Consider the following 22,490-nt stretch of genomic DNA (forward strand, 5'->3'; position numbering starts at 1 on the left):
GTTCTTCGTTAAACGTTTTCCGCTGCAGCCAGTTTATGAGGGAAGTTGTTTGCGCGACTCTAAAAGTCGTTTGATTTTGGCTGTAACGTAGAATTTGTCAGAACGCCGTAACGTTCAAGAATGCTGTTGTAATGTCCTGTCGTTTTGATTTTTTCCAATCCGGAATTTAAAAGATCTGCAATCATCGCTGCATTTCCAGCCTTTTTGGACAGGCACGAGAAATACGGATATGCAGCTGTTTCGCGATAAAATGTTGTCAGGTTTTCGTTGGTTTCACGGTTATGGTTTTTGACCATTGTCGTCATCGTTTCATGGAACGCATATATTGCATCAATCCTGCCACCGCGGAGTAGGGCAAACAGTCCTTTTTCAGAGTTTGCGCTGATCGTATCGAGACTGGCTTCCCGGACAAATTTTTCAAGATTGTAACCAGCAACGACACCGATGGTCAGCCCTAAAGCCTGATCAAGTGTTTCAATCCCTGCAATCACATCCGGGTCTAGGACAAAAAAACCGACATGCTGAAGCCCGATTGGGGCTGAAAATTCAAAAATGGCTTCGCGTTCAGGAAGGTAGCTACACGAACAAAGTCCGTTCGACTAATCCCTGTTCGGCCAAAAGGTGCGCACGTTTCCAAGGGTAAAAGGGGGTGTTCAGACGAACGCCACTGGCCGCGAAAGCAGCGCGCAGGATTTCGACGTCAAAACCGGGTTCACTTTTGCGGTTTGCGATTTTCGATGGTGGAAAAACATTGCAGGCAAGGGTGACTTCGCGGTCGAGTTTATCCGTAACGTTGTCTGTGGCAAATGCTGGCATCGCAGCTGTCGCCAAACCTGCGACGGATACCGCTACAAAGAGGCGGAAAATACGACGGGCTGTGGTGTGTTGTGATGTCTTCTGGTCCAGGGCCACGGCAAGCTCATTCCAGAAATTGATTGGTACAAGCAGATGACCATTACATATCAGGTGCGCTTAGATGACAATCAATAGCCCAGCTTGATTGTTCGCGCGGGGAGAGCAAAAAAAACCGGCACAAAATGCGCCGGTTTTTCTGTGTTGGTCAGATCAGCAATTATTCAGCGGCTTTGACTTCTGCGCTGTTGCGGATCGAAGCTTCGCGGACATCGTTGGTGACATGTTCTTCGAACTTGGTGAAGTTCTTTTCAAACAGGCCGGTCAGGTTCGCAGCGGCCTTGTCATAGGCGGCCTTGTCTTTCCAGCTGTCACGCGGATTAAGCACTTCTGCCGGGATATCGCCACAGGTGGTCGGATATGCCAGGCCGAAATAGGGATCGGTTGCAAACTCGGCATTTTCCAGATCACCGTTGAGCGCCGCATTCAAAAGGCCGCGGGTATAGCCGATCTTCATGCGTGAACCAACGCCATAGGCACCACCCGACCAGCCGGTATTAACCAGCCAGCAGTTTGCACCATGTTTTTCCATCAGTTCGCCAAGCAATTTGGCATAGACCGATGGATGACGCGGCATGAACGGCGCACCAAAGCAGGCAGAGAATGCAGCAGTCGGTTCCTTGACACCTTTTTCAGTGCCGGCAACCTTTGCAGTGTAGCCCGACAGGAAGTGATACATCGCCTGTGCCGAGGACAGTTTTGCAATTGGGGGCAGAACACCAAATGCATCGCAGGTCAGCATGATGATGTTTTTCGGGTGTTCCCCGCGACCGTTTTCCGAAGCGTTCGGAATGAAGTCGATCGGATAGGAGGATCGGGTGTTTTCGGTGTGACGTGCATCGTCGAGATCAAGCTCGCGCGATTGCTTGTTCATCACAACGTTTTCAAGAACCGTCCCGAAACGCTCGGTGGTGGCATGGATTTCTGGTTCAGCTTCTTTGGAAAGCTTGATCACCTTGGCATAGCAGCCGCCTTCAAAGTTAAAGACGCCGTCTTCGCCCCAGCCATGTTCGTCATCCCCGATCAGAGTACGCGATGCGTCGGCCGACAGGGTGGTTTTACCCGTGCCCGACAGGCCAAAGAAGATGGCGGTATCGCCGTCTTTGCCCATGTTGGCCGAACAATGCATCGGCAAGACGCCTTTGGCCGGAAGGATATGATTGAGAACCGAGAAGATCGATTTCTTCATTTCGCCGGCATACCAGGTGCCGCCGATGATGACCATTTTGCGTTCAAAGCTGACCATGACGAAGACGTCGGAACGGGTGCCGTCAACTTCCGGGTCCGCCTGAAGGCCCGGTGCATGCAGGATGGTGAATTCCGGTGCGAAGTCACGCAGCTCTTCTTTTTGCGGCTGGATAAACATGTTGCGCGCAAAAAGGTTGTGCCATGCGTTTTCGTTGATTACGCGCACCGGCAGGCGGAAGCGCGGATCGGAACCGGCAAAGCAATCCTGTACGAAAAGTTCGGTGCCCTGAAAATAAGCGCGCACTTTCTGATAGAGGCGCTCGAATATTTCCGGGCTGACCGGGCGATTGACATCGCCCCAATCAATGTCGGCCTTGGTGCTGTCTTCTTCGACGACAAAGCGGTCCAGTGGGGAACGGCCGGTATGTTCGCCGGTAAGTGCGACAAACGCGCCACCCTTGGCGATTTTGCCTTCGTTGCGACGGATCGCGTGTTCGTAAAGGCCGGAAGCGTCGAGGTTCCAGTGAACGGCGCCAAGGTTCTTGAGGCCATTGGTTTCAAGGCCTACGCGGCTGACAACGGGTCCTGATTGCAGCACGAATCTCTCCTGGTGGGAAATTGAATTTGGGGGTTAAATTTCAATTCTACACAAAGAACTGTGGGTAACTCTTTGCATCGAGACATATTGTTACAAAGGTGTCTTAAAAGCAACCGGTCCTTTTGCCCAATACCAAGGAAAACGTAGGTGTTTTTGCGTTTATGAAAATTCTTTGTTCAGACCTGATGATTAAATCTTCACAAACCAAATCATGCCTTCAAGTCGCGCGATTTCTTGCACATTTCGACCAAAATCTCGCGCGCGTCACTGGGGGTACGGATGGTGTTGGGGAATTCGATTCTGATATTAGGAGACTCGGGGTGTTCGGTTGCCAAATCCATGCCATCGCAGTCAATTGCAACCATCTTCCAGCCCAGATTTTTGGGGTGGTCTGTGTAATGGCCGACAATATCGGCAAGGGCATCAAGGTGGTCGGCATTCATATGGTCGATAATGCTGTTATGACCGGTTATGAGTGCAGAGCAGTCATCAATGATGAATTGCGCACCAGACAATCGACGCTGTTTACCAAAGCCACCCACCCAATAGGCTGATTCAACCGTGATCCGATAAAATCCAAAATCACCAAAATCGGCGTATTGCGCCGCGTCCGGGTGGGCAAGTAGGTAGCGTGCGCGTGTTTGTTCCGCCCGGTCTGGTACAGCGCGGCCAAACAGGGTCAGACGGGGATTGTCGGTTTTAATCGCGATTGAATGGTCATCGGTGGCGCGAGAACCCGTGAAAAGCAATGACAGCCTGTTATCGGACTTTAAGTGACGGGTGTGATCCGCAAGGTCGGAAATCAACAGGATCGGGGTGCCATCAATATCAATTGCCGGCACCACCATGGATGCCACTGGCCAGCCATCATCTACTTGCTTATGCCCAACGGCGCTGGTGGCAAGGACCGCAGAGCGGGAATATCGGCACATTCGGCGCAGATCAGATGCCGACGCGATTTGTTTGGTCCCATCATCTGCCATCGTCTGAATCCTTGAGTAAAGATAGAATTTCCCGTGCGACCACGTCCAACGAGGGCATCAAACAACCCGAAGGGTGTTCTTCAGTATTGGGCAGTGTCTGGGGTGTTGGAAGTGCTTTTTGCGCTGGCGGGATTGCTGTTGGTTCGTCGTTTTGTGATTTGGGAAATGATGCGTTTTTTACCGCCATCACTCAATCCCATCCACGACCCGATTTCTTCGCCCGTACGGAAACAGCCGGCACAATAACCGGTTTTGGCATCAAGCACACAGACTCCGGTGCAGGGGGATTTGACGGGCATGGATTTCCTGATTGCTGCGGTCGATACTTAACGGACCGGCAATAAAAAACAGTTTCGCCCCCATCGATCAAGCATGAAGCGATCAATGGGGGCGTTTTGGTCGGGTGGGGTTTCTGTCAGGACAGGTATCAGAGGCGATCAAACCATTTGCTGACTTGGCGTTCTGCTTCTTCGCGTTCAACGCCGTATCTTTCCTGAACACGACCGATCAATTTGTCCTGCTGACCATCGACCTGGTCAACATCGTCGTCGGTTAGGCGGCCCCATTCGCTTTTGACGTTGCCTTTGACTTGTTTCCAGCGTCCGGCGATTTGATCCCAATTCATTTGGTATCTCCTGCGTTGTTCGTGAGTTTGCCAGTGTTTAAGGCCTTCAAGTGCCTTTGGTGTTTTCACCTTCTACAAACTAAAACGGCTGGACGGAGGACATGTTCCAGAAACCATTGGGTATGACGACCTGACAGATTGTCGTTTCGGGCGGGTTGCTTGCCTTATTTTGCCCATGGGGGTATAGCCCGTTCCATTGTTTTTATCGGAGTTGTTATCGCACGGGACCAGCGTGCGGCACGGAGGAAGATATGCGCGGCTATTTCGGGATTGGAATTGAAGGGGCAAGCAAGCCTTTGAATGTGGGCACCCTGTTTCGTTCCGCCCACGCATTTGGTGCGAGCTTTGCCTTTACGGTGGATGCGGACTTTCGTAAGGAACGTTCAAACATCACCGATACGTCGAAGTCCGGCGAACAGATGCCATATTATCATTTCCCCAATCACGATAATTTCTTCCTGCCGACCGGATGCCGAATGGTCGGGATCGAACTGACCCCTGATGCGATTGAGCTACCCAGTTTCAAGCATCCATCGCAGGCGGCCTATATCCTGGGCCCGGAACGCGGCAATTTGTCGCAGGGTATGCAGGACAAATGTGATTTCATCATCAAAATCCCGATGAGCTTTTGTGTGAATGTCGCGATTGCCGCCAATATCGTGATGTATGACCGTTTGATCAGCCTTGGCCGTTTTGCCCCGCGTCCGGTGCGTGCCGGTGCGCCGACCGAACCCAAGCCCGAAGGTCAATATGGCGGCTGGATTTCGCGCACGCGCGAAAAACGCAAAGGCAATCCTGAACAATTCCGCAAGGCCCCACCGCCCGATTACAGTGTGATCGATGGGGAACTTGACGACGAAGACGAGGCATAAGCCGCCGATTTCGGCTTTGATAAAAAAGCAACGACCGTGAGGGAGGGGCACGGCCGTTGCTGTATCTGACCTGTGGTTTGATGCGTCATTTAGCAGGGGGGCTTTGACGCCGCACAGGTCAGGTGCGTGGGTGTTGATGCATTTTGTCTGTTAGGCGGCCTTTACGTCTGATGTTTTGGGTGTGCTGTTGTCGTCGGCTTCGTCAATATTCTCGTCATCCTCATCGGGCAAATGGCCGTGTGGATTGCGCAGAAGGTTGGCAATCATGCGCATCCCGACATCACCCTGCAGGGTCAGCAGGCTTTCGGGATGAAATTGCACCGCACTGATCGGCAGGACTTTATGGCGCACCCCCATGATGACGCCATCGTCACTTTGAGCGGTTACCCGAAGATCGCCGGGCAGTTCATCTGCATTGGCAAAGAGCGAGTGATACCGCCCGACCACGATGTCATCTGGTAATCCTTCAAACAGCGGATCGGTTGTATCGAGTTTCACCTTTGACGGTTTGCCATGCATCGGTGTGACAAGTTGACCCAATGATCCGCCGAAAAATTCAACAATCCCCTGTAGACCAAGACAAACGCCAAAGACCGGAAGACCTGCGGCCAAGGCACGCTCAATGCTGTCGCGCAGATGATAATCATCGGGGCGGCCCGGACCGGGCGACAGGAACACCAGATCAGGTTTGAAATCATCAAATGCTTCGTCCGGGAAGCCGGGGCGCAGGGTCAACGTCTCTGCCCCGGTGGCGCGGATATAGCTTGCAAGGTTTTGGACAAAGCTGTCTTCGTGATCAATCAGCAAGACCCGTTTGCCAATGCCCGATACCGCCGGATCGATGGCGACATCATCCTTGGCGTCGCGCGTGACGGCATCAATCATGGCCGATGCTTTTAGGACGGTTTCGTCTTCTTCGGCCTCGGCCACGCTGTCGTAAAGCAAGGTCGCGCCGGCGCGGACTTCGGCGACACCCTGTTTCAGGCGCACAGTGCGCAATGTAAGACCCGTATTAAGGTCGCCATTGCACAAAACAGCCCCAATGGCCCCGCCGTACCACGCCCGCGAACTGCGTTCGACCGCCTCGATATGTTTCATGGCGGCACGTTTGGGTGCCCCGGTCACAGTTACCGCCCAGCAATGGGTCAGAAACGCATCAAGGGCATCAAACCCGTCGCGCAGACGGCCCTCGACATGATCGACCGTATGGATCAGGCGCGAATACATTTCGATCTGACGCCGACCAAGAATGCGGATGCTGCCCGGTTTGCAGACACGGGCCTTATCATTGCGGTCAACGTCAGTGCACATGGTGAGTTCCGACTCATCCTTGGTCGAGTTGAGCAGCGTACGGATGTTTTCGGCATCCTCAATCGCATCGCGACCGCGCGCAATCGTGCCTGATATCGGACAGGTTTCAATACGTTGACCATTGACCCGGACATACATTTCCGGCGACGCACCAATCAGATGTTCCCCGTCGCCCAGATTGATCAAAAACCCATACGGGGCGGGATTGCGGCGTTTCAGACGGCGGAAGATTTCAGATGGTGCGGTGGCACAAGGAGTTCTGAAAACGCGGCTCGGGACGACTTCAAATAATTCACCGCGGGCAAAGCGTGGTTTCGTTTCATCGACAATGGCGGCGTATTCGCCGGGTTTCATGTCGTTTTCAACAACGGCATTATTGCCGCGTGACGGCGGGTGGGACTGTGAAACACGTTCCAGCCCGACGGTGCTGTGACCATCCGGGGTGATGAATTCATATTCGATTTTGGTGGCCACACGCGATGCATGATCGACTGTGATCAAGCGGTCAGGCAGGAACAGATGGATGTCTTTGTGATCTGCGGGGCGATCCTGCGTAAGATTGATCTGTTCGAAATGAAGCGCGATGTCATAGCCAAATGCACCGTATAGGCCAAGGCGTTCATCCCCCTTATGCGCAAAGAGATCACGCAACGCACGCACCACGGAAAACAGGCTTGGTTGTTGGCTGCGCTGTTCTTCGGGGAACCAGGATGCCGGGGTTTTGACGTAGCCATAAAGCCCGTCGTCACCATCGGTCACACCCTCAATGTGCGGGTGATTGCCCAAGGTGTTGGAAATGATATCAAGGAGAACCCGGCCACGGTCATTGAGGGCCCGGATGGCAAAGCCACGTTCGCGCCCGGTGATTTCAAGCGGTGGTGCATCGAACCCCATGTCCCAACGTGAATAGCGCCCCGGGAACTCATAACTTGAAGACAGCAAAACGCCTTTGATCTGATCCAGCGCGTCAATCAGGCCTTCGGTGGCGTTTTCATAGGTAATGGTGGTCATCCGACGAATGACAGAGATGCCGCCATCGGTGGTGTAGCGGTATTCGCTGCTGTTTTCTGTTTCCGAGATCGGGGTGGTCACGTTGTTTACTCCTGTGTTGGCCTTCGCCGCAGGAGGATCGTGATCATCAGAAAAAGAAAAGAGGTCTGAAAACACAAAGCCGCCTGCAAGAATGAGGCGGCCGATTGTTTTAGGGCATGTTTTTTGGCCACCCGCTTATGCGAGCCACCACCAACGATTTGCAATAAGGATCGGGTTCATGCCGTGTGTTTTCATGACACAAAACATGGGCGCAAAAAATTCGGGCGTCAAGACTTTTACGCCGGAGGGTTTGATTCCGCGTCTTTTAGTTCAAGTTGCAGGGGGTGATGACAATGTGGACAGGTCAGAATTTCGTCGCTTTCGGTGCGATGGACATCGCGAATGTCTTCGACAATTGATTGGGCCTGCTCATCGCTGATGCCAAGGTCTTCTTGATGGGATTTTAGCTTGTTGCGTACTCGGTCGGTCAGGCGTTTTCCCAGTAATTGACGGGTGGCCTGATGGCGATAGGCGGTTTCACGTCGGCGTAATTCACTGTTAAAGGCCGATGCCAATATACCGGCCGGAACAGCAACAATACCAATCCCGGTCAGCGAAATGATACTGGCAAGGAATTTACCAAACGGCGTGATCGGAACGACGTCGCCATACCCGACAGTGGCAAGGGTAATCACGCTCCAGTAAAGCGCATCAATCAGGTTGCCGAACGCATCGGGCTGGGCCTGGTGTTCGGCAATGTAAATCGCCCCGGCACTGAACACCAGCATACAGGCAAGGGCGGCACTGGCGGCGCCAAAGATGCCTGCTTGCTGACGAAATACCAGCAACATCAATTCCAGCCCGGTGGAATAACGGGTGAATTTCAACAGCCGTAACAAGCGCACGATACGGACGAAGCGCAGATCAATAGATGTAAATACCCACAGGATAATTGGCAGAATGGCAATCAGGTCGATCAGCGCCATCGGCGTCAGCATGTATTGTAAACGCGCCCAAGCGCCGGAAAAGCGGGGGTCGTCGGGGGCGGACCAAACGCGCAAGGCGTATTCGATGGTAAAGATCAGGGTGCACACGCCTTCGATGACGGCAAATGCGATGAAATAGCGATCAGCAAACTCGTTCGACCGAGTCAAAAATCACCGACACAACGTTGATGATGATCGCACTGGCCAGAACCAGATGGACAATCAAGGAGAGACGGGACTTCCGGTCTACACCGTGAAGCAATGTCTGTACCTGTGATCGGAATGTCTTTTTCATCGGCGCGTATCCAACTGGCAACTCTTGATGATCGTGCCCGGTGATCTTCGCGCCAATCGTTTCAGAAAAGGTTAAGCATAGACCCCAAGGGGTTAGTAGCCCTTGGCCGCATGAATGAAGTCAGCAATCTTACGTGCATCCTTCACACCCTTTGTCTTTTCGACACCTGATGAAACATCCGCCCATGGTGCGCCGGAAATTTTGATGGCCTCGGCAACATTATCGGGGTTAAGGCCACCGGCCAGCATCCAGTCGCTTTTGAAATGGCGTCCGGTTAACAACGTCCAGTCAAAAGACACCGCATTGCCGCCCGGAAGGACGCTGTCCTTGGGTGGTTTGGCGTCAAACAACAGGAAATCAGCAATGCCGTCATAGTCAGACTGGGCTTTGTCGATGTCGTCTGCGGTGCTGACCGAGATTGCCTTCATGACTTTCAGGCCAAAGCGCTGTTTGACTTCGGTCACGCGTTCCGGGCTTTCTTTGCCGTGCAGTTGAATGACGTCAAGATTGCCGGCCTCAATCGCGGTTTGCAGGGCTTCGTCACCGGCTTCAACAAACAGACCGACTTTGAGGATGCTGTTGGGGACCTGTTTGGTCAGGGTGGTGGCCCCTTTGAGCGATATGTGCCGCGGGCTTGGTGGGAAAAAGACATAACCTAAGGCATCTGCCCCGGCACTCATGGCCGCAATCAGGGCGTCTTCGCTGTTGATCCCACAGATTTTCACCATGCAGCTCATTGGGGCATCCTGTCTTGTCGTCACGCAAATCATAAGGGGGCATCGTGGCACCCATGCTTTCCATTAGCAGAAAGCACCGCAGTCCAACAGGATATTTACAATTTTACGTGGCTTTGCACTGGCAGGAATGCCTTCGCTGCGCTATTTTCCGCCCATGAGCAAGAATACAGACCCTGCCGCGGGCGAAAACGGCGAAAACACAACCCACTTTGGTTTCCGGGATGTTCCTGAAAACCAGAAGGCATCCATGGTGCGCGAGGTTTTCGACACTGTCGCGTCCAAATATGACCTTATGAACGATCTGATGAGCGGCGGCGTTCACCGTCTGTGGAAAGATTCATTCATTAACGAGCTAAAGCCGCGTCCGGGCATGAAATTGCTCGACGTGGCCGGTGGGACGGGTGATATCGCGTTTCGGTTCCTTAAAAACGGCGGCGGGGCGGTTACGGTCTGTGATATCAACTACGAAATGTTGCATGTCGGACGCGACCGTGCGGCGGATCACGGCATCTTGCAGAACATCAACTGGACCGTTGGTGACGCGCAAAAATTGCCGCTCCCCGATCAGTCGGTTGATGCCTATACAATTGCCTTTGGCATTCGCAACGTGACCCGCATTACCGAGGCTCTTTCAGAAGCCTACCGGGTATTGCGTCCGGGTGGGAAGTTTCAGTGTCTTGAGTTTTCCAAGGTTGTCGTGCCGGGCTTTGATAAGCTTTATGATACCTACTCGTTCAAGCTTCTGCCAGAAATTGGTCGGATGATTGCGGGCAACCGCGAGGCATATCAGTATCTTGCCGAAAGTATTCGCCAATTCCCCGATCAGGAAACTTTTGCGTCGATGATCCGTGATGCCGGGTTTGAGCGGGTGAAATATCGCAATTTGTCGGGCGGGATTGCTGCAATCCATTCCGGCTGGCGGGTTTGAGGAACAGTAACGAATGATCCGGTTTGTTCGGAACAGTTTTCGCCTGCTTGGCATGGCACGGACCTTGGCGCGCCATGATGCGCTGTTTCCGTTGGCCCTTGTCCCGGGTGGCAAACTACTTGCCTTTTTTGCCCGCCTGACAGCACCCTTTTCGCGCCGATCAGATTTGCCGCCGGGACGCCGTCTTGCGCGTGCACTTGAAGAACTTGGTCCGGCCTTTATCAAGCTTGGTCAAACGCTTGCTACCCGATCCGATCTGATCGGGGATGATGTGGCTGCGGATCTATCTTCCTTGCAGGACCGTTTGCCACCATTTTCAGTAAAAATTGCCAAGCGCATCATCACCGAACAACTGGCCGAACCGTTCGATGTTTTGTTCGATCAGTTTGATGATGAGCCGGTTGCAGCGGCATCAATTGCGCAGGTGCATTTTGCTACCACGCCCGATGGGCGCGAAGTGGCGGTTAAGGTTCTGCGCCCGGATATCAAGGTGCGCTTTGCCCGTGATCTTGATCTGTTTTACTGGGTTGCAGAGATTGTCGAGCTTACCCAGCCGCGTTTGCGTCGTCTCAAACCGATCGAGACAGTCAAGGCGCTGGAAGACAGCGTCCATCTTGAAATGGATCTGCGTTTTGAAGCGGCGGCCGCCTCGGAATTTCGTGATAATTTCGACAGTGATCCGACTTATTACATTCCCCAGATTGATTGGGAACGGACCGCCGAACATGTCATGACCATGGAACGGGTCAAAGGGGTTCGGATCGATAATGTCGAAGCCCTTGACCGTATGGGCGTTGATCGTTCGGCCCTGTTGGCAAAGGCTGCGGGTGCCTTTTTCCAGCAAGTATTCCGTGACGGTTTCTTCCATGCCGACATGCATCCGGGTAATTTGTTTGTTGATGAAACCGGACAGGTCAGCGTCGTTGATTTCGGCATTATGGGTCGGGTTGATAAACAGACACGCCTGTATCTGGCCGAGATGCTGTTGGGCTTTTTGACTCGCGATTATCATCGTGTGGCGGAAGTCCATTTTGAAGCTGGTTACGTTCCGCGCAACCAGTCGCTTGAAAATTTCCAGCAGGCCTGTCGTTCGATTGGTGAGCCGATTTTGGGCAAGGAACTGGCCGATATTTCGGTTGGGCGTTTGTTGGGGCAACTGTTTCAGGTTACCGAACAGTTTGGCATGGAAACCCAGCCACAGTTGTTGATGCTGCAGAAAACCATGATCGTTGCCGAGGGGCTTTCGCGTATTCTTAGCCCGAATGAGAATATGTGGGAATTGTCGAGGCCATTGATCGAGGAATGGATGCGCGAAAATCTTGGCCCGGAGGCCAAGATCAAGGAAGCGACCCTACAGGCAGGCTCGATGTTGCGTCGATTGCCGCGCGTGCTGGAAGCCGCAGAACAGGCGTCTTCGGTCTTTACCGATCAGGGGCTTCGCCTGCATCCTGATACGATTGCCGCCATGCGTGGCAAAGCGTCAAATGGTCAGGGCAAAAGCACCGGGTTTTCCCGCCATACCTTAATTCTTTGGGTGGCGATTGCCGTATTGGGTGCGGCAGTTTTCCTGAAATAATACAAAATGCAGGGACGTATCTGATGGCTGAGCAAGACAGCGCGGTGGAAATCAGCACGGACCGTGCGCGTATTGACCATGCTTATTGCTATGACGTGATCGCCAATTCCTATTGGGGAGGTGGACGCACACGCGGCGAGTTTAATAAATCCGTTGAGATGTCGGTGCCGGTTGGAGCTTATTGCGACGGTAAACAGGTCGGTTTTGCCCGTGTGGTCAGTGATTTGATCGCGATTGCCTATGTCGCGGACGTTTTTGTTGATCCCGATTACCGTCGGCGGGGCATTGCGGCAAAGATGATTGATGCCTTGCATGCGCACCCTGATTTGGCGCGGGTCAAACGTTGGCTTCTGGCGACCCATGATATGCAGCCGTTGTATCGACAGCATGGGTATGAAGACCTTGATGACCTTATGATGATGCGGGTTGATGAAGGGGCTAAAAGCCGAAAACCCCTGCGATAGCAGGGGCGGACAGGAATGGCTTGGCTGGAATGTCATCAGCCCCAAGAATACGCAGAACACAAAAGAAACCGCCGCCACGGACAAGCCGGGCGGCGGTTTCTTTTTAATGCAGATATTTGGTTAGCTTTCGCGAACCTCGGCAAGGAAGTTGCCAACTTCGTCGCGCAGTGTGCCCGATTGGGTGTTGAGCTTATCAGACGCGCCAAGCACCTGATGTGCTGCCTCCCCGGTTTGACGGGCGGCAGCTTGCATCTCGTGGATATGGTTGGTGACTTCCTGCGTGCTTTGAACAGCCTGCTGAACCGAGTTTGAAATCTCGGTGGTTGCCTGACCTTGTTCTTGCACAGCCGCCGCAACTTCGGTTGCGATTTCGTTTAAGTTGGAAATGATGCTGGTGATGCCATCAATGGCACCGACGGCGTCCTGTGTTGATCCCTGAATGCCGGAAATCTGTGCCGAGATATCCTCGGTCGCGCGCGCAGTCTGGTTGGCAAGGTTTTTGACTTCGTTGGCGACCACAGCAAAGCCCTTGCCAGCATCACCGGCACGTGCGGCTTCAATCGTTGCATTCAGGGCCAGAAGGTTGGTTTGTTCGGCGATGGCCTGAATGATTTGGACGACTTCACCGACTTTCTGTGCCGAAACATCAAGTCCCTGCACCATTTGGTTCACGCGGTTGGCTTCGGTGCTGGCGTTTGCCGTGATGTTGGATGTTTCATTCACCCGTGCGCTGATGTCGCGAATGGACATCGCAAGTTGTTCGGCCGCACTGGCCACAGTTTCAACGCTGTGATTGGCTTGTTCAACCGCGGCAACAACGGCCTGTGATCCGGCTTCGTTTTGTTGAACGGCCGCAACCATGGTTTGAGCAACTTGTTGCATTTCACCCGAAGCACCCGAAACACCGTCAACAACCCCCATGACGGTTTGTTCGAACCGTCCGGCAAGGCCCGCCATGGCGTCCCGACGGTTGGCTTCTGATTTGGCACGTTCTTCTTCGCGCTCATGATCAAGTTGGGCAACGCGTTTGGCATTTTCCTTAAAGATTTCGACAGATGAGGCCATCTGACCGATTTCATCGTTTCGGCGACTGCCCGGAACATTGATATCAAGGTTGCCGTCGGCAAGGGCCGCCATCGCGCCATTGATCTTCACCATCGGGATCAAAATCTGTTGGCGCAAAACGAACCATGTGACGCCCAGAAGGACAATCAGGATGGCGGTGGCAAGGGCCAGTTGGACAATGACGGCCTGTTTGACCTCGGCATTGACGCGATCAAGGTTCCAGGCCGTGACCAGCATGCCACGATACATGTCAGCGTCGCGACGTTTGGAATATTTTGTGATCGGGGATGCGACGATGACAGCGTCGTCAGAAATAAAGCTGATGACTTCCTTGTTCTCGATTTGCTCAAGATAAGGTTCGATCAAAGCAGTCAGGTCATGTTTGGGAAGGGTTTCGGACTGGTAGCTACCGATTGCATCGCCATTGGGATTGATCGCAGACAGTGTTGCCAGCTGTGAACCTTCCTTATCGGTGATCTTGCGAAATTCTTTTTCGACGGATGCCCCATCCATCGCGATAAATCCGGGCTGAACGGCGGTCGACAGCATTTCGGTTTTTTCGACCGATTCATTGTACATGATCTCAATCATGGCATTGCGCTGTGACACGGTCTGAATGGTCATCATTGCGCCAAATCCGACGACCAGCAATGCAACAATAACGAGAATAACTTTACGTCCGACAGATGTGCCGGATCTTTTTAGTTCGGCCATTTAAGGTCTCCCGTCCTTTGAAGCCATTTACACCCAGTTTCCCCAAATACCCGGTCAGCTGTGTCGTTTCCGGTGACGACTGTTCTTGCTGATCGGTTTTGTGGCCAATTGTTGTTCAGGCTTGCACCCACTGAACCAATCGACTTTTTTGTTGCCTGCCGCGGGGCAGGAAGGCGTCACACGTTCTCGTGCAACGGTTGTTCTTAATGAAAAAGCTACTCCAAAGGATCACATTATCGAAACAATAATCGATGGTTTTGGCGATAATTCGGTTTGGGGGAATTCAATTGGATAAATCCACTCAATCAGGCGGTATTTTTTGGTAAAATATACTAGGGTGCTCATATGTACGGGGCTGTCAACTCGGTTTGATGTGAATTGGCGGCACCTTAAGCGAGGCTTGCTTGTGCAAAAGCAATGGGTCCAGATTGGTCATGATCTGGGGCGGGGGAACGTAGATGGCTAAAACCAGTACAACCACAAAGAAACGGGCGACTAAGAAAACGTCGAAAAGCCCGACCAGTCGGAAACCGGCACAACCGAAAAAAACAGTATCAGAAGAAATCGCGTTGGTTCAGACCACGCTGTCACCGGTCCCCGATGTTCAGACCGTGCAAAAGGCGGTGCAAGACGGCAAGAAGACCGACCCTGAAACGGCGTTGGTACAAAAGCGTCGTGTTGTGAATGATCTGTTCCAACGTGGGCTTGCGGCGCATCAGGCTGGTCAAATTGATGATGCCATCCGTCTTTACAGCGCAGCCTTGCGTCAGAACCCCGACCAGCCGGACGTTTGGAATAACCTTGGTGTGGCCCTGCGACGGAGCAAACGGTTTGCAGCGGCCCTGATTGCTTATCGCCGGGCGGCGGACCTGCGTCCGGAAAATGCCGGGCTATGGTCGAATATGGGCAACTGCCTGCGTGAAATGATGCGCTTTGACGAAGCACTCGCCGCCCATAAAAAGGCGATTGAGCTTGATGATACAATCAAGTCGCATACGTTTAATACTGGTCTTGTATATCGTGATTTGAACAAGTTTTCAGAAGCACTTGGCTACTTCAACCGTGCATTGGCGATGGACCCGGAGTATGTCGATGCCAATTGGGACAGTGCGCTCGCACATCTGGCGTTGGGGGATTACGCCAAGGGATGGGCGGGGTATGAAACCCGCCGCCAACTTGCCGACAATCCTATCCGTCCGCTCGACAGTGCGCCAGAATGGGATGGCAAAGGCGATTTGCGGGGTAAGCGGTTGTTGCTGCGTGCCGAGCAGGGGTTTGGTGACATGATCCAGTTTGCCCGGTTCATTCCGTTGGTTGCCAAACGGGCGGCGCATATCATTGTCGAGTGCCGTAAGGAACTGATGCCGATCATGCGCACCGTATCAGGGGTTGGAGCCGTGGTTGAAAAGGGGCGTGCATTACCGGAATTTGATCTGCATGTGCCACTGCTGAGCCTCCCACATGTTTTGGGCATTGGCGAAGCCGACCTGAAAAAGATTTCTGCTGATCCGTATCTGTCTCCGCCCAAAGGAAAGAAAGTGCGTTTGGCCCCCCCGACGAGCACGGTGCTTAAGGTCGGGTTGATTTGGGCGGGCAAGCTTAATCCGCGTGACCGTTCCTGCCCGCTTGATACGCTGCTTCCTATCCTGTCGGCCAAAGGTGCCGCGTTTTACAGTTTTCAAGTCGATGATCGCCGCGCGGATATTGAAAAAATCGGCGTCACGGCCTTTGTCACTGACCTTGGCGATCACATCCATGATTTCGGCGACAGTGCTGCCTTGATGCAGGCGATGGACCTGATCATCAGTATCGACAGTTCACCGGCCCATTTGGCGGGGGCGATGGGGATTCCGGTCTGGATGTTGCAACTTTACACAACGGATTGGCGGTGGATGGTTGATCGTGCCGATAGCCCTTGGTACCCGTCCATGCGCATTTATCGCCAACAAAAGCCCGCAGATTGGTCTACGCCAGTGGAAAAATTGTCAGCTGATTTTTCCACGTTATTGCAGGCGCGTCTTGGCAGCACGAAGGTTGATCAGCAAGACTGATGTTATCTGATTGCCGTGCGGGCACAGGCGATTTCCCACTACTTTGAATGCTGTAACTACCTGAAAGGTTAGGTTGTTTACTCTATTGAGTAGTTACATAATGGTTTTCGAAAATGCATGATGCCTTAAGTAGTATAACTATCTTGGAATGCTAATTAGGGAATTTCGGGGTTGGGGAATGCATTCAAACTAAGCCTTCTTGTCGCGTTCTTGTCGGTGTTTGGGGGGGAACAACTTGCGGCGCAGGGTTTGGAAATTCGTGGTGTAAAGGTTGTGCATCCTGATTTCCCGGTCGCAATGTGTGATTCCGGCGGTGAAGGTCGCACGTGTGAGCGCATGGTCATGGGGAAAGATTTCCCTGATCAGATCGTTTTTTATTCCCATGATGATAAAAATTTCGGGGCCTACCAAATCCGCTTTCTGGATGAGCAGGACGTGTACTGGATTCCTGACGATATGATTGTGGTTGAGGGTAAGGAAATTGCACGCAGGCCGGTTGTTTGCGGTGGAGAAATAGGCGCACTTGGCGGTAAGGGGACACGTGGTGCAGGCGCTGACTGCATTGCGGCTAAGGGGAATTGATTGTGAAAAAATTTGGTTTTATCGTGCTGGTTGGTGCCTTGATGTTGGCGGGGTGTGTCAAGGACATACCGTTTGTTACAACTTCGGTACCAGAGAACGGGAAGTTTATTGATCAGGTAGAGTTTGCCAAAACACGTATTTACACGGCAGATGAAATTCATGCTGCAAAATCCGAAGTGATGCGCCAATCAATCGGCACGGCACCGATTACCGACTTGCAGGACTATGCCCAAGAGGTTCTTGACAGGATTGTTGCAGTTGCACCGGCGGGTTCGCCAAAAGCCGAAATCATGCTTATCGGCAATTCAGGGCCGGGTGCGCGTGCCGCACGAGAGGGAGTTTTGTTCCTGTACCACTCCGCATTTGACTATTTGCGGAGTGAAGATGAACTCGCCTTTCTGGTTGCGCATGAATACAGCCACGTATTGTTACAGCATACGCCGGAAAACCTGTTTTCGGTGCTGCGCCCCTATCTTTTGACGGCCGCGGATGTTGCACTGGGAAATTCAGGTAGCCAGAGTGACCTCCTGCGCAAAGCAGGTCAGATGTATGGCAGTGATTTGATCCTGCGTGATTTGCTCCTGCCAAACTGGGATCGTAGCCAGGAACGTGAAGCGGATTATCTTGGGCTTGATCTGATGGTAAGGGCTGGATACCAGCCAAAAGGTGCTTCGGGTTACTTCGAAGTTGCGCAAGAAGCCGAAGAAAACTTTGACACGCGTTATCAGCTTACAAGAAACCAGCTTGAGCTTTTTCTTCAAGCACAGTTCCAGCCCAAGGGGCAGGACAATGTGCTTCTGAACCAGTTTTTGTCAGAGTTTGGCGAAGCCGTAAGCACAGTTCAGCAGCAACTGTCAGCAAAACACGATGACGCCTCAGAAAGGGCCGAAGAGATTTTTGCTTATGGAATGCGCGAATATATGCCCGAACGTACCAGCCGGATGATTCACAAGGAACCATTTGATAGTGTTATTGAACAAAACAAAACGGCGCTGGACAATTACCGTATTGCGAGCGAGATCATTCAAACTTTGCAGCAAGATGATCGTGAGATTGATTTCCGTGCACTGGAGGCTGAGGCTAGGAAAGCGGTTGGCGGAGATACGGAAAATCACCCCTATACACGCTGGGCCTTCGCCAAGGTAAGGGAACGCCAAGGGAATCTGAAAAAAGCTCTTCAGAATATCGACTTGATTGATGGCGAAGATGACGTGCTGGCATTGCCGGTTGAAATGAAACGGGCAGAGATCATGAAATCGCTTGGCGATGTGAAATCGGCGTATCAGCGCGTTGAACAGGTCGCTACTTACTATGAGTGGCCACTTGAGGCATACCGTTTCCTGTATCCGATTGTTAAAGCCAGTGGCAATAAAACGCGTGAGAACGAGCTTCTGATCGGCTGTGTTGCGCGCTATCCGCAGCAGCGTGCCTTGTGTGCGGGACAAGAATCCACAATACAAATGTCCAGCATGTAAATGGTAGAGGAATCGGATCCCGGTGCCGCCGAAGAGAGGGCGGTAAAAGTTTTACGACTGAGACCATTCTGGTGGGGTGTTATCAACGTCCTGATTGCCGTTGCTGTCCTGTGTGTTGAACCGGACTCGATCGCCAATGCGGTTGACGATTACAGTTATGCGGTATTTGGCAAGACAGTCGGCGGGCCGATTTATCGCGGCAAGAGTACAGATGATATCGGTGTTGTCTTGCTGGATGATGAATCGCTGGCGGGGCTGAAATCAAGCTGGCCTGCAGTTTACGGCTTGCACGCAGAAGTTTTGCGCAAGTTGCTGACAGCGGCGCCAAAAGCGGTCTTCATCGATTTTACATTTCGTGACCGGCGTACAGAGGCACCCCCAACCGGCGGTGAGCCAGGTGAATGGTTGCCGGAACGTTACGTGCGTGATGACAGCTTGATGATGCTGGTCAATACGTTGCAGATGTATCAGATGATGGGAATTCCGGTATATCTTCAGGCCGGAGCCCTTAATTTTTATCAACATCACGCAGTTTTGTCCGAACTGGCACCTTATGTAACGCTGGTGGCGGGGTGGGGGGATGCACGCGGGCGTGCAGATATTCGTGCTTTGACATATCCGATGTTTCCAGAATTGCGTAATGCCGATGATTCTTATGGGGCATCCGATGTTGCCAATTTACCCCTTTGCGATGATGCACGGATGCGCAGCACCGGTAACGGGAATTTACGCGGGTGCGATGTCGCCGAAATCACCGCAGCCGCACCAACAATTTATCAACACCTCTGTTCAAAGGCCGAGCGCGCCGGGTCACTTGAACGCGGTTGGACATGCGATGAGAGCCTTCTTATGCCCTCCAAGGATGACAAGGCGGAATGGCTAACCTGGAAACAGGACGTGAGGGGACGGCCGATGTGGCTGTCATGGCCGGACAAGCAGGCCGATTATACAAGCTGGACCAAGGCATATGACCAGCACGGCAATGTTGTTCGACCTTATGAGTGTTCGCAGGATACTGAGCAAAGTGCTGTTATGCGCAGCATACGCAATCTGTTGGCGTTGTTTGGGATAACCCAGCAGCCCGAAGTAAAGTGCGCACCGTTTCAGACAATTTCTGCGGAGCAGGTTTTCCGCGAAACGCCAAGTGCAGGGCGATGGGTTGATAATTTCAAAGATCAAATCGTCATGTATGGGCAGAACCTGCAAGGATTTCAAGATATTGTAAGGCCTCCGACAATCGATGTGGATATTCCCGGTGTCTTCATTCATGCCATGGCGCTGGAAAACCTTTTGAGTAACGGGGAAGGTTATCTTTCCGACCGTTCAACGTTCAGCAACTGGTTGAACGCCGATCTAATTGAAATTGCCACCTTGGTTGTCATTCTTACGCTGCGCTTTGGTTTGGGGTGGATTGCGCGAAAGAGTTTTCCTGCTATTCCCCACGCAAAGCCGGTGACGGAGAAGGAATGCGGATTGTGCGAGTATGTTGTTGGCATGTGCGCAAGCAAGTTCGCGGCTCTGATACGGATGGTACGGTTTCTTCCCAGCATACCGGGGGCTGTTTGTGTTTGGTGGACCGGTAATAATTCAAGTTCAACCGGCTTTGATCGTGAAAGCAGACAACTGGCACGAAACTGGTTCATGTTTGGGATTTGCGTGCTCGACTTGATTGTAAGCGTTGTGATTGTCACTTTTGGTGCAATTGTTATCGAGTTTTGGGTTCTTGCGATTGCGCCGGTAAACTGGATGGCCGTCATTGGTCTTGGGATGTTGAGTTACATACCTTTCGTGCGTTCATTGTTTGCCGATGAAGCCTAGCTTCTAACTCCAGGTTCCCCAAACAGAGAAGACGGATCAACGTATTGAAAAGCAAGATATAGTTTGATTGTTCGCTGAAAGCATGATGTTGGTGGAGTAACGCGAAAATCGCATTGCGTTGCCGCGCCCCTTGCCAACATCGCAGACAAAGCGTAGGTAAGCGCCTTAATTTTGTAGATAGCAGACCTTAATGGTGTGTCATCGATTACGATCTGAATAAACCCGTTTTGGCCAACAGATCTGGCGCAGGAGAATTCTTGTGAGCGAAGCTTATAACAAAGGTTTCCCGGTTTCCTGGGAACAGATGCATAGAGACGCACGTGCCTTGGCGTGGCGTCTTTTGGAACAGGGCCCGTATAAGGGCATTATTGCGATTACCCGTGGTGGTCTGGTACCCGCCGCGATTATCGCACGCGAACTTGATATTCGCTTGATTGATACCGTTTGTATTCGCAGTTACTCTGACAAGAGCCGCGGTGATCTGGAATGGCTTAAGGGCATCGACGGTGACGGTACCGATATGCTGATCATTGATGATCTTGTCGATACCGGCAAAACCGCCAAAGCTGTTCGCGAAAAACTGCCCAAAGCGCATTTCGCAACTGTTTATGCCAAGCCGCTTGGCCGTGAAGTCGTCGACAGCTTTGTGACGGAAGTATCCCAGGATACGTGGATTTACTTCCCGTGGGATATGGAATTGTCGGTTAACGCCCCGATTTCCGAACGCGCCCGCTAATCGGCTTTTGAAAGGTATCCGTATTACCTTGTAGCTGGTTGGCCCAGACAAGGAGAATACAGGATGCGCACAGAATTACGCCCGGTCTTCCATCGTCATGCCCGTCTTGCGGCCCGGTGGGCCGGGCGTTTGTGTTTTGGCGTTCTGGTCTTCGGTATCGCGGGACTTGCAACCACCGGATCATTCGCACAGCAGGTATCGGAACGGGTTGCCCGGACACAGTCACTTTTGTCCGGTGAGGCCGGATATCGATTGTCGGTGTTTGCCGAAGTGCGTAACGCGCGCACAATGGCCGTGGCACCGGAACTGGGAGGTGTTTTTGTCGGCACCCGTGGTTCCAACCTGTATTTCGTGCGCGATGCAGATGAGGATGGGATTGGTGAAGAGGTCAATCTGATTGCGGATGATTTCAAACAGGCCAACGGCATTGCCTATTGGCCAGGTACTCTGTTTGTAGCCGATCAGCACCGAATTGTGTCTTATGATCTCAGTGGGTTTGATGGCAAAAAGCTTAGTCGTCCGCGTCTTTTATTTACCAATCTTCCGGATAAAAGCCATCACGGTTGGCGTTATGCCGCACTGTCACCTGATGGGGATCGTTTGTTTGTCGCGGTTGGCGCACCTTGTAATATCTGCAAGGTCAGTGGCCTTGAAGGCACAATTATTTCCATTCCAGTGAATGGTGGTGCGCCGCAAGTCTATGCAAGCGGCATTCGAAATTCGGTTGGTTTGACGTTCCATCCCGATACAGGTGACCTTTGGTTCACCGATAATGGTGGGGATCGGCTAGGGGACGACATCCCGCGAGAAGAGCTTAATCGTGCTAAGGGGCCGGGGGAGTTTTTTGGGTATCCGTGGTATGCGGGCAGTGACACAAGAAGCCCGCAATTTGACGATGAGGCGGTGCCGCACGAGGTTACCTTTCCGGCATTTACCTTTAACGCCCATAATGCGCCACTTGGCTTTGCGTTTGACGATGGTGATGCGCTTGTGGCGCTGCATGGTTCTTGGAACCGGACCATTCCAGATGGGTATAAGGTCGTTCGGGTTGAGTTTCGCAATGGCAAACCAAGCGTCGAGAATCCGTTTTTAAGTGGGTTCTTACGCAGCAACGGTGAAGTTGTCGGCCGTCCGGTGGATGTGAAGCATTATGTGGACGGATCGATCCTGATCTCGGACGATCATACAGGTGCGATCTGGCGAATGATGCCTGAAGGGTAATCATGGCGCCACGCCCCGTAAATTAATTGATTGGGCTGGATGCGATGTTCTTGCATCGCCCGACAAAGACGGCTATAAAACGCCCCGCTCAAGCGGGTGTAGTTCAATGGTAGAACGGCAGCTTCCCAAGCTGCATACGAGGGTTCGATTCCCTTCACCCGCTCCAAGCCTTCCTTAAAAATCATAATAGACCATGACCGATATATGTGTCGGCAGCGCATGTATCTATAAAGTATTTGCGAATGATTATCAAAGTCGTGTATGAGAGCGCTTGAAGCTGTTGGGCAAACGAAATTTCCATCGGCAGCCTCAAACGGGGAA

At 52.4% G+C, this 22,490-nt stretch carries 21 protein-coding genes and 1 tRNA gene; 11 read left to right on the forward strand and 11 right to left on the reverse strand.

The features are described from left to right. Positions 1–59 precede the first annotated feature (59 nt). The 6 genes from AC0VXT_RS00605 to AC0VXT_RS00630 form a co-directional block, all read right to left on the reverse strand. Entirely contained in the window at positions 60–491 is a 432-nt protein-coding gene (locus AC0VXT_RS00605; RefSeq protein WP_475547078.1) for a hypothetical protein, read from the reverse strand. Between the two features lie 85 nt (positions 492–576). After that, positions 577–912 (reverse strand): hypothetical protein, encoded by a 336-nt coding sequence (locus AC0VXT_RS00610; RefSeq protein ID WP_475547079.1) that lies wholly within the window; start codon positions 910–912, stop codon positions 577–579. A 160-nt stretch (positions 913–1,072) separates the two neighbouring features. Continuing rightward, entirely contained in the window at positions 1,073–2,698 is a 1,626-nt protein-coding gene (locus AC0VXT_RS00615) for a phosphoenolpyruvate carboxykinase (protein ID WP_475547080.1), read from the reverse strand. Between the two features lie 209 nt (positions 2,699–2,907). Continuing rightward, complete coding sequence (locus AC0VXT_RS00620; RefSeq protein ID WP_475547081.1) at positions 2,908–3,681, reverse strand: HugZ family pyridoxamine 5'-phosphate oxidase; 774 nt, start codon at positions 3,679–3,681, stop codon at positions 2,908–2,910. A gap of 80 nt (positions 3,682–3,761) precedes the next feature. Further along, positions 3,762–3,980 (reverse strand): DUF1289 domain-containing protein, encoded by a 219-nt coding sequence (locus tag AC0VXT_RS00625; protein WP_475547082.1) that lies wholly within the window; start codon positions 3,978–3,980, stop codon positions 3,762–3,764. A 128-nt stretch (positions 3,981–4,108) separates the two neighbouring features. After that, positions 4,109–4,306, reverse strand: coding sequence for a CsbD family protein (locus AC0VXT_RS00630; RefSeq protein WP_475547083.1), 198 nt, complete (start codon positions 4,304–4,306; stop codon positions 4,109–4,111). Positions 4,307–4,557: 251 nt separating this feature from the next. Here AC0VXT_RS00630 and AC0VXT_RS00635 point away from each other — a divergent pair, with 251 nt between their 5' ends. Continuing rightward, the gene (locus tag AC0VXT_RS00635) at positions 4,558–5,178 is read left to right on the forward strand and encodes an RNA methyltransferase (RefSeq protein WP_475547084.1); all 621 of its coding nucleotides are present in this window, start codon (positions 4,558–4,560) and stop codon (positions 5,176–5,178) included. Between the two features lie 150 nt (positions 5,179–5,328). Here AC0VXT_RS00635 and AC0VXT_RS00640 read toward each other — a convergent pair whose 3' ends face one another. The 4 genes from AC0VXT_RS00640 to AC0VXT_RS00655 form a co-directional block, all read right to left on the reverse strand. Beyond that, entirely contained in the window at positions 5,329–7,581 is a 2,253-nt protein-coding gene (locus AC0VXT_RS00640) for an anthranilate synthase component I (protein WP_475547085.1), read from the reverse strand. 236 nt (positions 7,582–7,817) lie between these two features. Further along, complete coding sequence (locus AC0VXT_RS00645) at positions 7,818–8,675, reverse strand: ion transporter (RefSeq protein WP_475547086.1); 858 nt, start codon at positions 8,673–8,675, stop codon at positions 7,818–7,820. Next, positions 8,650–8,802: a hypothetical protein gene (locus AC0VXT_RS00650; protein ID WP_475547087.1), complete on the reverse strand. Its 153-nt coding sequence runs from the start codon at positions 8,800–8,802 to the stop codon at positions 8,650–8,652. Before AC0VXT_RS00650 ends, AC0VXT_RS00645 begins: the two co-directional genes overlap by 26 nt. Before the next feature lie 92 nt (positions 8,803–8,894). Beyond that, entirely contained in the window at positions 8,895–9,539 is a 645-nt protein-coding gene (locus AC0VXT_RS00655; protein ID WP_102784533.1) for a phosphoribosylanthranilate isomerase, read from the reverse strand. 154 nt (positions 9,540–9,693) lie between these two features. On the opposite strand from AC0VXT_RS00655, the gene ubiE reads away from it, so the two are divergent. Genes ubiE through AC0VXT_RS00670 form a run of 3 tightly spaced genes read left to right on the forward strand, consistent with a single transcriptional unit; the run spans position 9,694 to position 12,507 of the window. Beyond that, complete coding sequence (ubiE, locus tag AC0VXT_RS00660) at positions 9,694–10,467, forward strand: bifunctional demethylmenaquinone methyltransferase/2-methoxy-6-polyprenyl-1,4-benzoquinol methylase UbiE (protein WP_101301703.1); 774 nt, start codon at positions 9,694–9,696, stop codon at positions 10,465–10,467. 13 nt (positions 10,468–10,480) lie between these two features. Then, entirely contained in the window at positions 10,481–12,043 is a 1,563-nt protein-coding gene (gene ubiB, locus AC0VXT_RS00665; RefSeq protein ID WP_475547088.1) for a 2-polyprenylphenol 6-hydroxylase, read from the forward strand. A 23-nt stretch (positions 12,044–12,066) separates the two neighbouring features. Continuing rightward, positions 12,067–12,507 carry a GNAT family N-acetyltransferase gene (locus AC0VXT_RS00670; protein ID WP_475547089.1) on the forward strand — a complete coding sequence of 147 codons (441 nt, stop codon included), beginning with the start codon at positions 12,067–12,069 and terminating at the stop codon, positions 12,505–12,507. Positions 12,508–12,627: 120 nt separating this feature from the next. On the opposite strand, the gene AC0VXT_RS00675 is transcribed toward AC0VXT_RS00670, so the two are convergent. Next, positions 12,628–14,286: a methyl-accepting chemotaxis protein gene (locus tag AC0VXT_RS00675; protein ID WP_475547090.1), complete on the reverse strand. Its 1,659-nt coding sequence runs from the start codon at positions 14,284–14,286 to the stop codon at positions 12,628–12,630. Between the two features lie 458 nt (positions 14,287–14,744). Between AC0VXT_RS00675 and AC0VXT_RS00680 the strand changes: the two genes are divergently transcribed. From AC0VXT_RS00680 to AC0VXT_RS00710, 7 genes are all read left to right on the forward strand, one after another. Then, positions 14,745–16,337 carry a tetratricopeptide repeat protein gene (locus AC0VXT_RS00680; RefSeq protein ID WP_475547091.1) on the forward strand — a complete coding sequence of 531 codons (1,593 nt, stop codon included), beginning with the start codon at positions 14,745–14,747 and terminating at the stop codon, positions 16,335–16,337. Positions 16,338–16,508: 171 nt separating this feature from the next. After that, the gene (locus AC0VXT_RS00685) at positions 16,509–16,919 is read left to right on the forward strand and encodes a hypothetical protein (RefSeq protein WP_475547092.1); all 411 of its coding nucleotides are present in this window, start codon (positions 16,509–16,511) and stop codon (positions 16,917–16,919) included. A gap of 2 nt (positions 16,920–16,921) precedes the next feature. Continuing rightward, on the forward strand, positions 16,922–18,394 hold the full coding sequence (locus AC0VXT_RS00690) for a M48 family metalloprotease (RefSeq protein ID WP_475547093.1): 1,473 nt from the start codon (positions 16,922–16,924) through the stop codon (positions 18,392–18,394). Then, the gene (locus tag AC0VXT_RS00695; RefSeq protein ID WP_475547094.1) at positions 18,395–20,212 is read left to right on the forward strand and encodes a CHASE2 domain-containing protein; all 1,818 of its coding nucleotides are present in this window, start codon (positions 18,395–18,397) and stop codon (positions 20,210–20,212) included. Between the two features lie 304 nt (positions 20,213–20,516). Next, a complete protein-coding gene (gpt, locus tag AC0VXT_RS00700; RefSeq protein WP_051146046.1) occupies positions 20,517–20,948 on the forward strand; it encodes a xanthine phosphoribosyltransferase in 432 nt (143 codons plus the stop codon). A 63-nt stretch (positions 20,949–21,011) separates the two neighbouring features. Further along, entirely contained in the window at positions 21,012–22,169 is a 1,158-nt protein-coding gene (locus tag AC0VXT_RS00705) for a PQQ-dependent sugar dehydrogenase (protein WP_475547095.1), read from the forward strand. Between the two features lie 92 nt (positions 22,170–22,261). Further along, positions 22,262–22,335 (forward strand) — tRNA-Gly (locus AC0VXT_RS00710). Positions 22,336–22,490 lie beyond the last annotated feature (155 nt).

It is taken from the genome of Thalassospira sp. Z349TD_5 (assembly GCF_056173045.1).

Bases quoted from the DNA above. Each gene is read 5' to 3' on its own strand.
- gpt (WP_051146046.1), top strand. From the start codon at position 20,517: ATGCATAGAGACGCACGTGCCTTGGCGTGGCGTCTTTTGGAACAGGGC.
- AC0VXT_RS00670 (WP_475547089.1), top strand. From the start codon at position 12,067: ATGGCTGAGCAAGACAGCGCGGTGGAAATCAGCACGGACCGTGCGCGT.
- AC0VXT_RS00650 (WP_475547087.1), bottom strand. From the start codon at position 8,802: ATGAAAAAGACATTCCGATCACAGGTACAGACATTGCTTCACGGTGTA.
- ubiE (WP_101301703.1), top strand. From the start codon at position 9,694: ATGAGCAAGAATACAGACCCTGCCGCGGGCGAAAACGGCGAAAACACA.
- AC0VXT_RS00695 (WP_475547094.1), top strand. From the start codon at position 18,395: ATGGTAGAGGAATCGGATCCCGGTGCCGCCGAAGAGAGGGCGGTAAAA.
- AC0VXT_RS00705 (WP_475547095.1), top strand. From the start codon at position 21,012: ATGCGCACAGAATTACGCCCGGTCTTCCATCGTCATGCCCGTCTTGCG.
- AC0VXT_RS00655 (WP_102784533.1), bottom strand. From the start codon at position 9,539: ATGAGCTGCATGGTGAAAATCTGTGGGATCAACAGCGAAGACGCCCTG.
- AC0VXT_RS00635 (WP_475547084.1), top strand. From the start codon at position 4,558: ATGCGCGGCTATTTCGGGATTGGAATTGAAGGGGCAAGCAAGCCTTTG.
- AC0VXT_RS00675 (WP_475547090.1), bottom strand. From the start codon at position 14,286: ATGGCCGAACTAAAAAGATCCGGCACATCTGTCGGACGTAAAGTTATT.
- AC0VXT_RS00625 (WP_475547082.1), bottom strand. From the start codon at position 3,980: ATGCCCGTCAAATCCCCCTGCACCGGAGTCTGTGTGCTTGATGCCAAA.
- AC0VXT_RS00630 (WP_475547083.1), bottom strand. From the start codon at position 4,306: ATGAATTGGGATCAAATCGCCGGACGCTGGAAACAAGTCAAAGGCAAC.
- AC0VXT_RS00620 (WP_475547081.1), bottom strand. From the start codon at position 3,681: ATGGCAGATGATGGGACCAAACAAATCGCGTCGGCATCTGATCTGCGC.
- ubiB (WP_475547088.1), top strand. From the start codon at position 10,481: ATGATCCGGTTTGTTCGGAACAGTTTTCGCCTGCTTGGCATGGCACGG.
- AC0VXT_RS00680 (WP_475547091.1), top strand. From the start codon at position 14,745: ATGGCTAAAACCAGTACAACCACAAAGAAACGGGCGACTAAGAAAACG.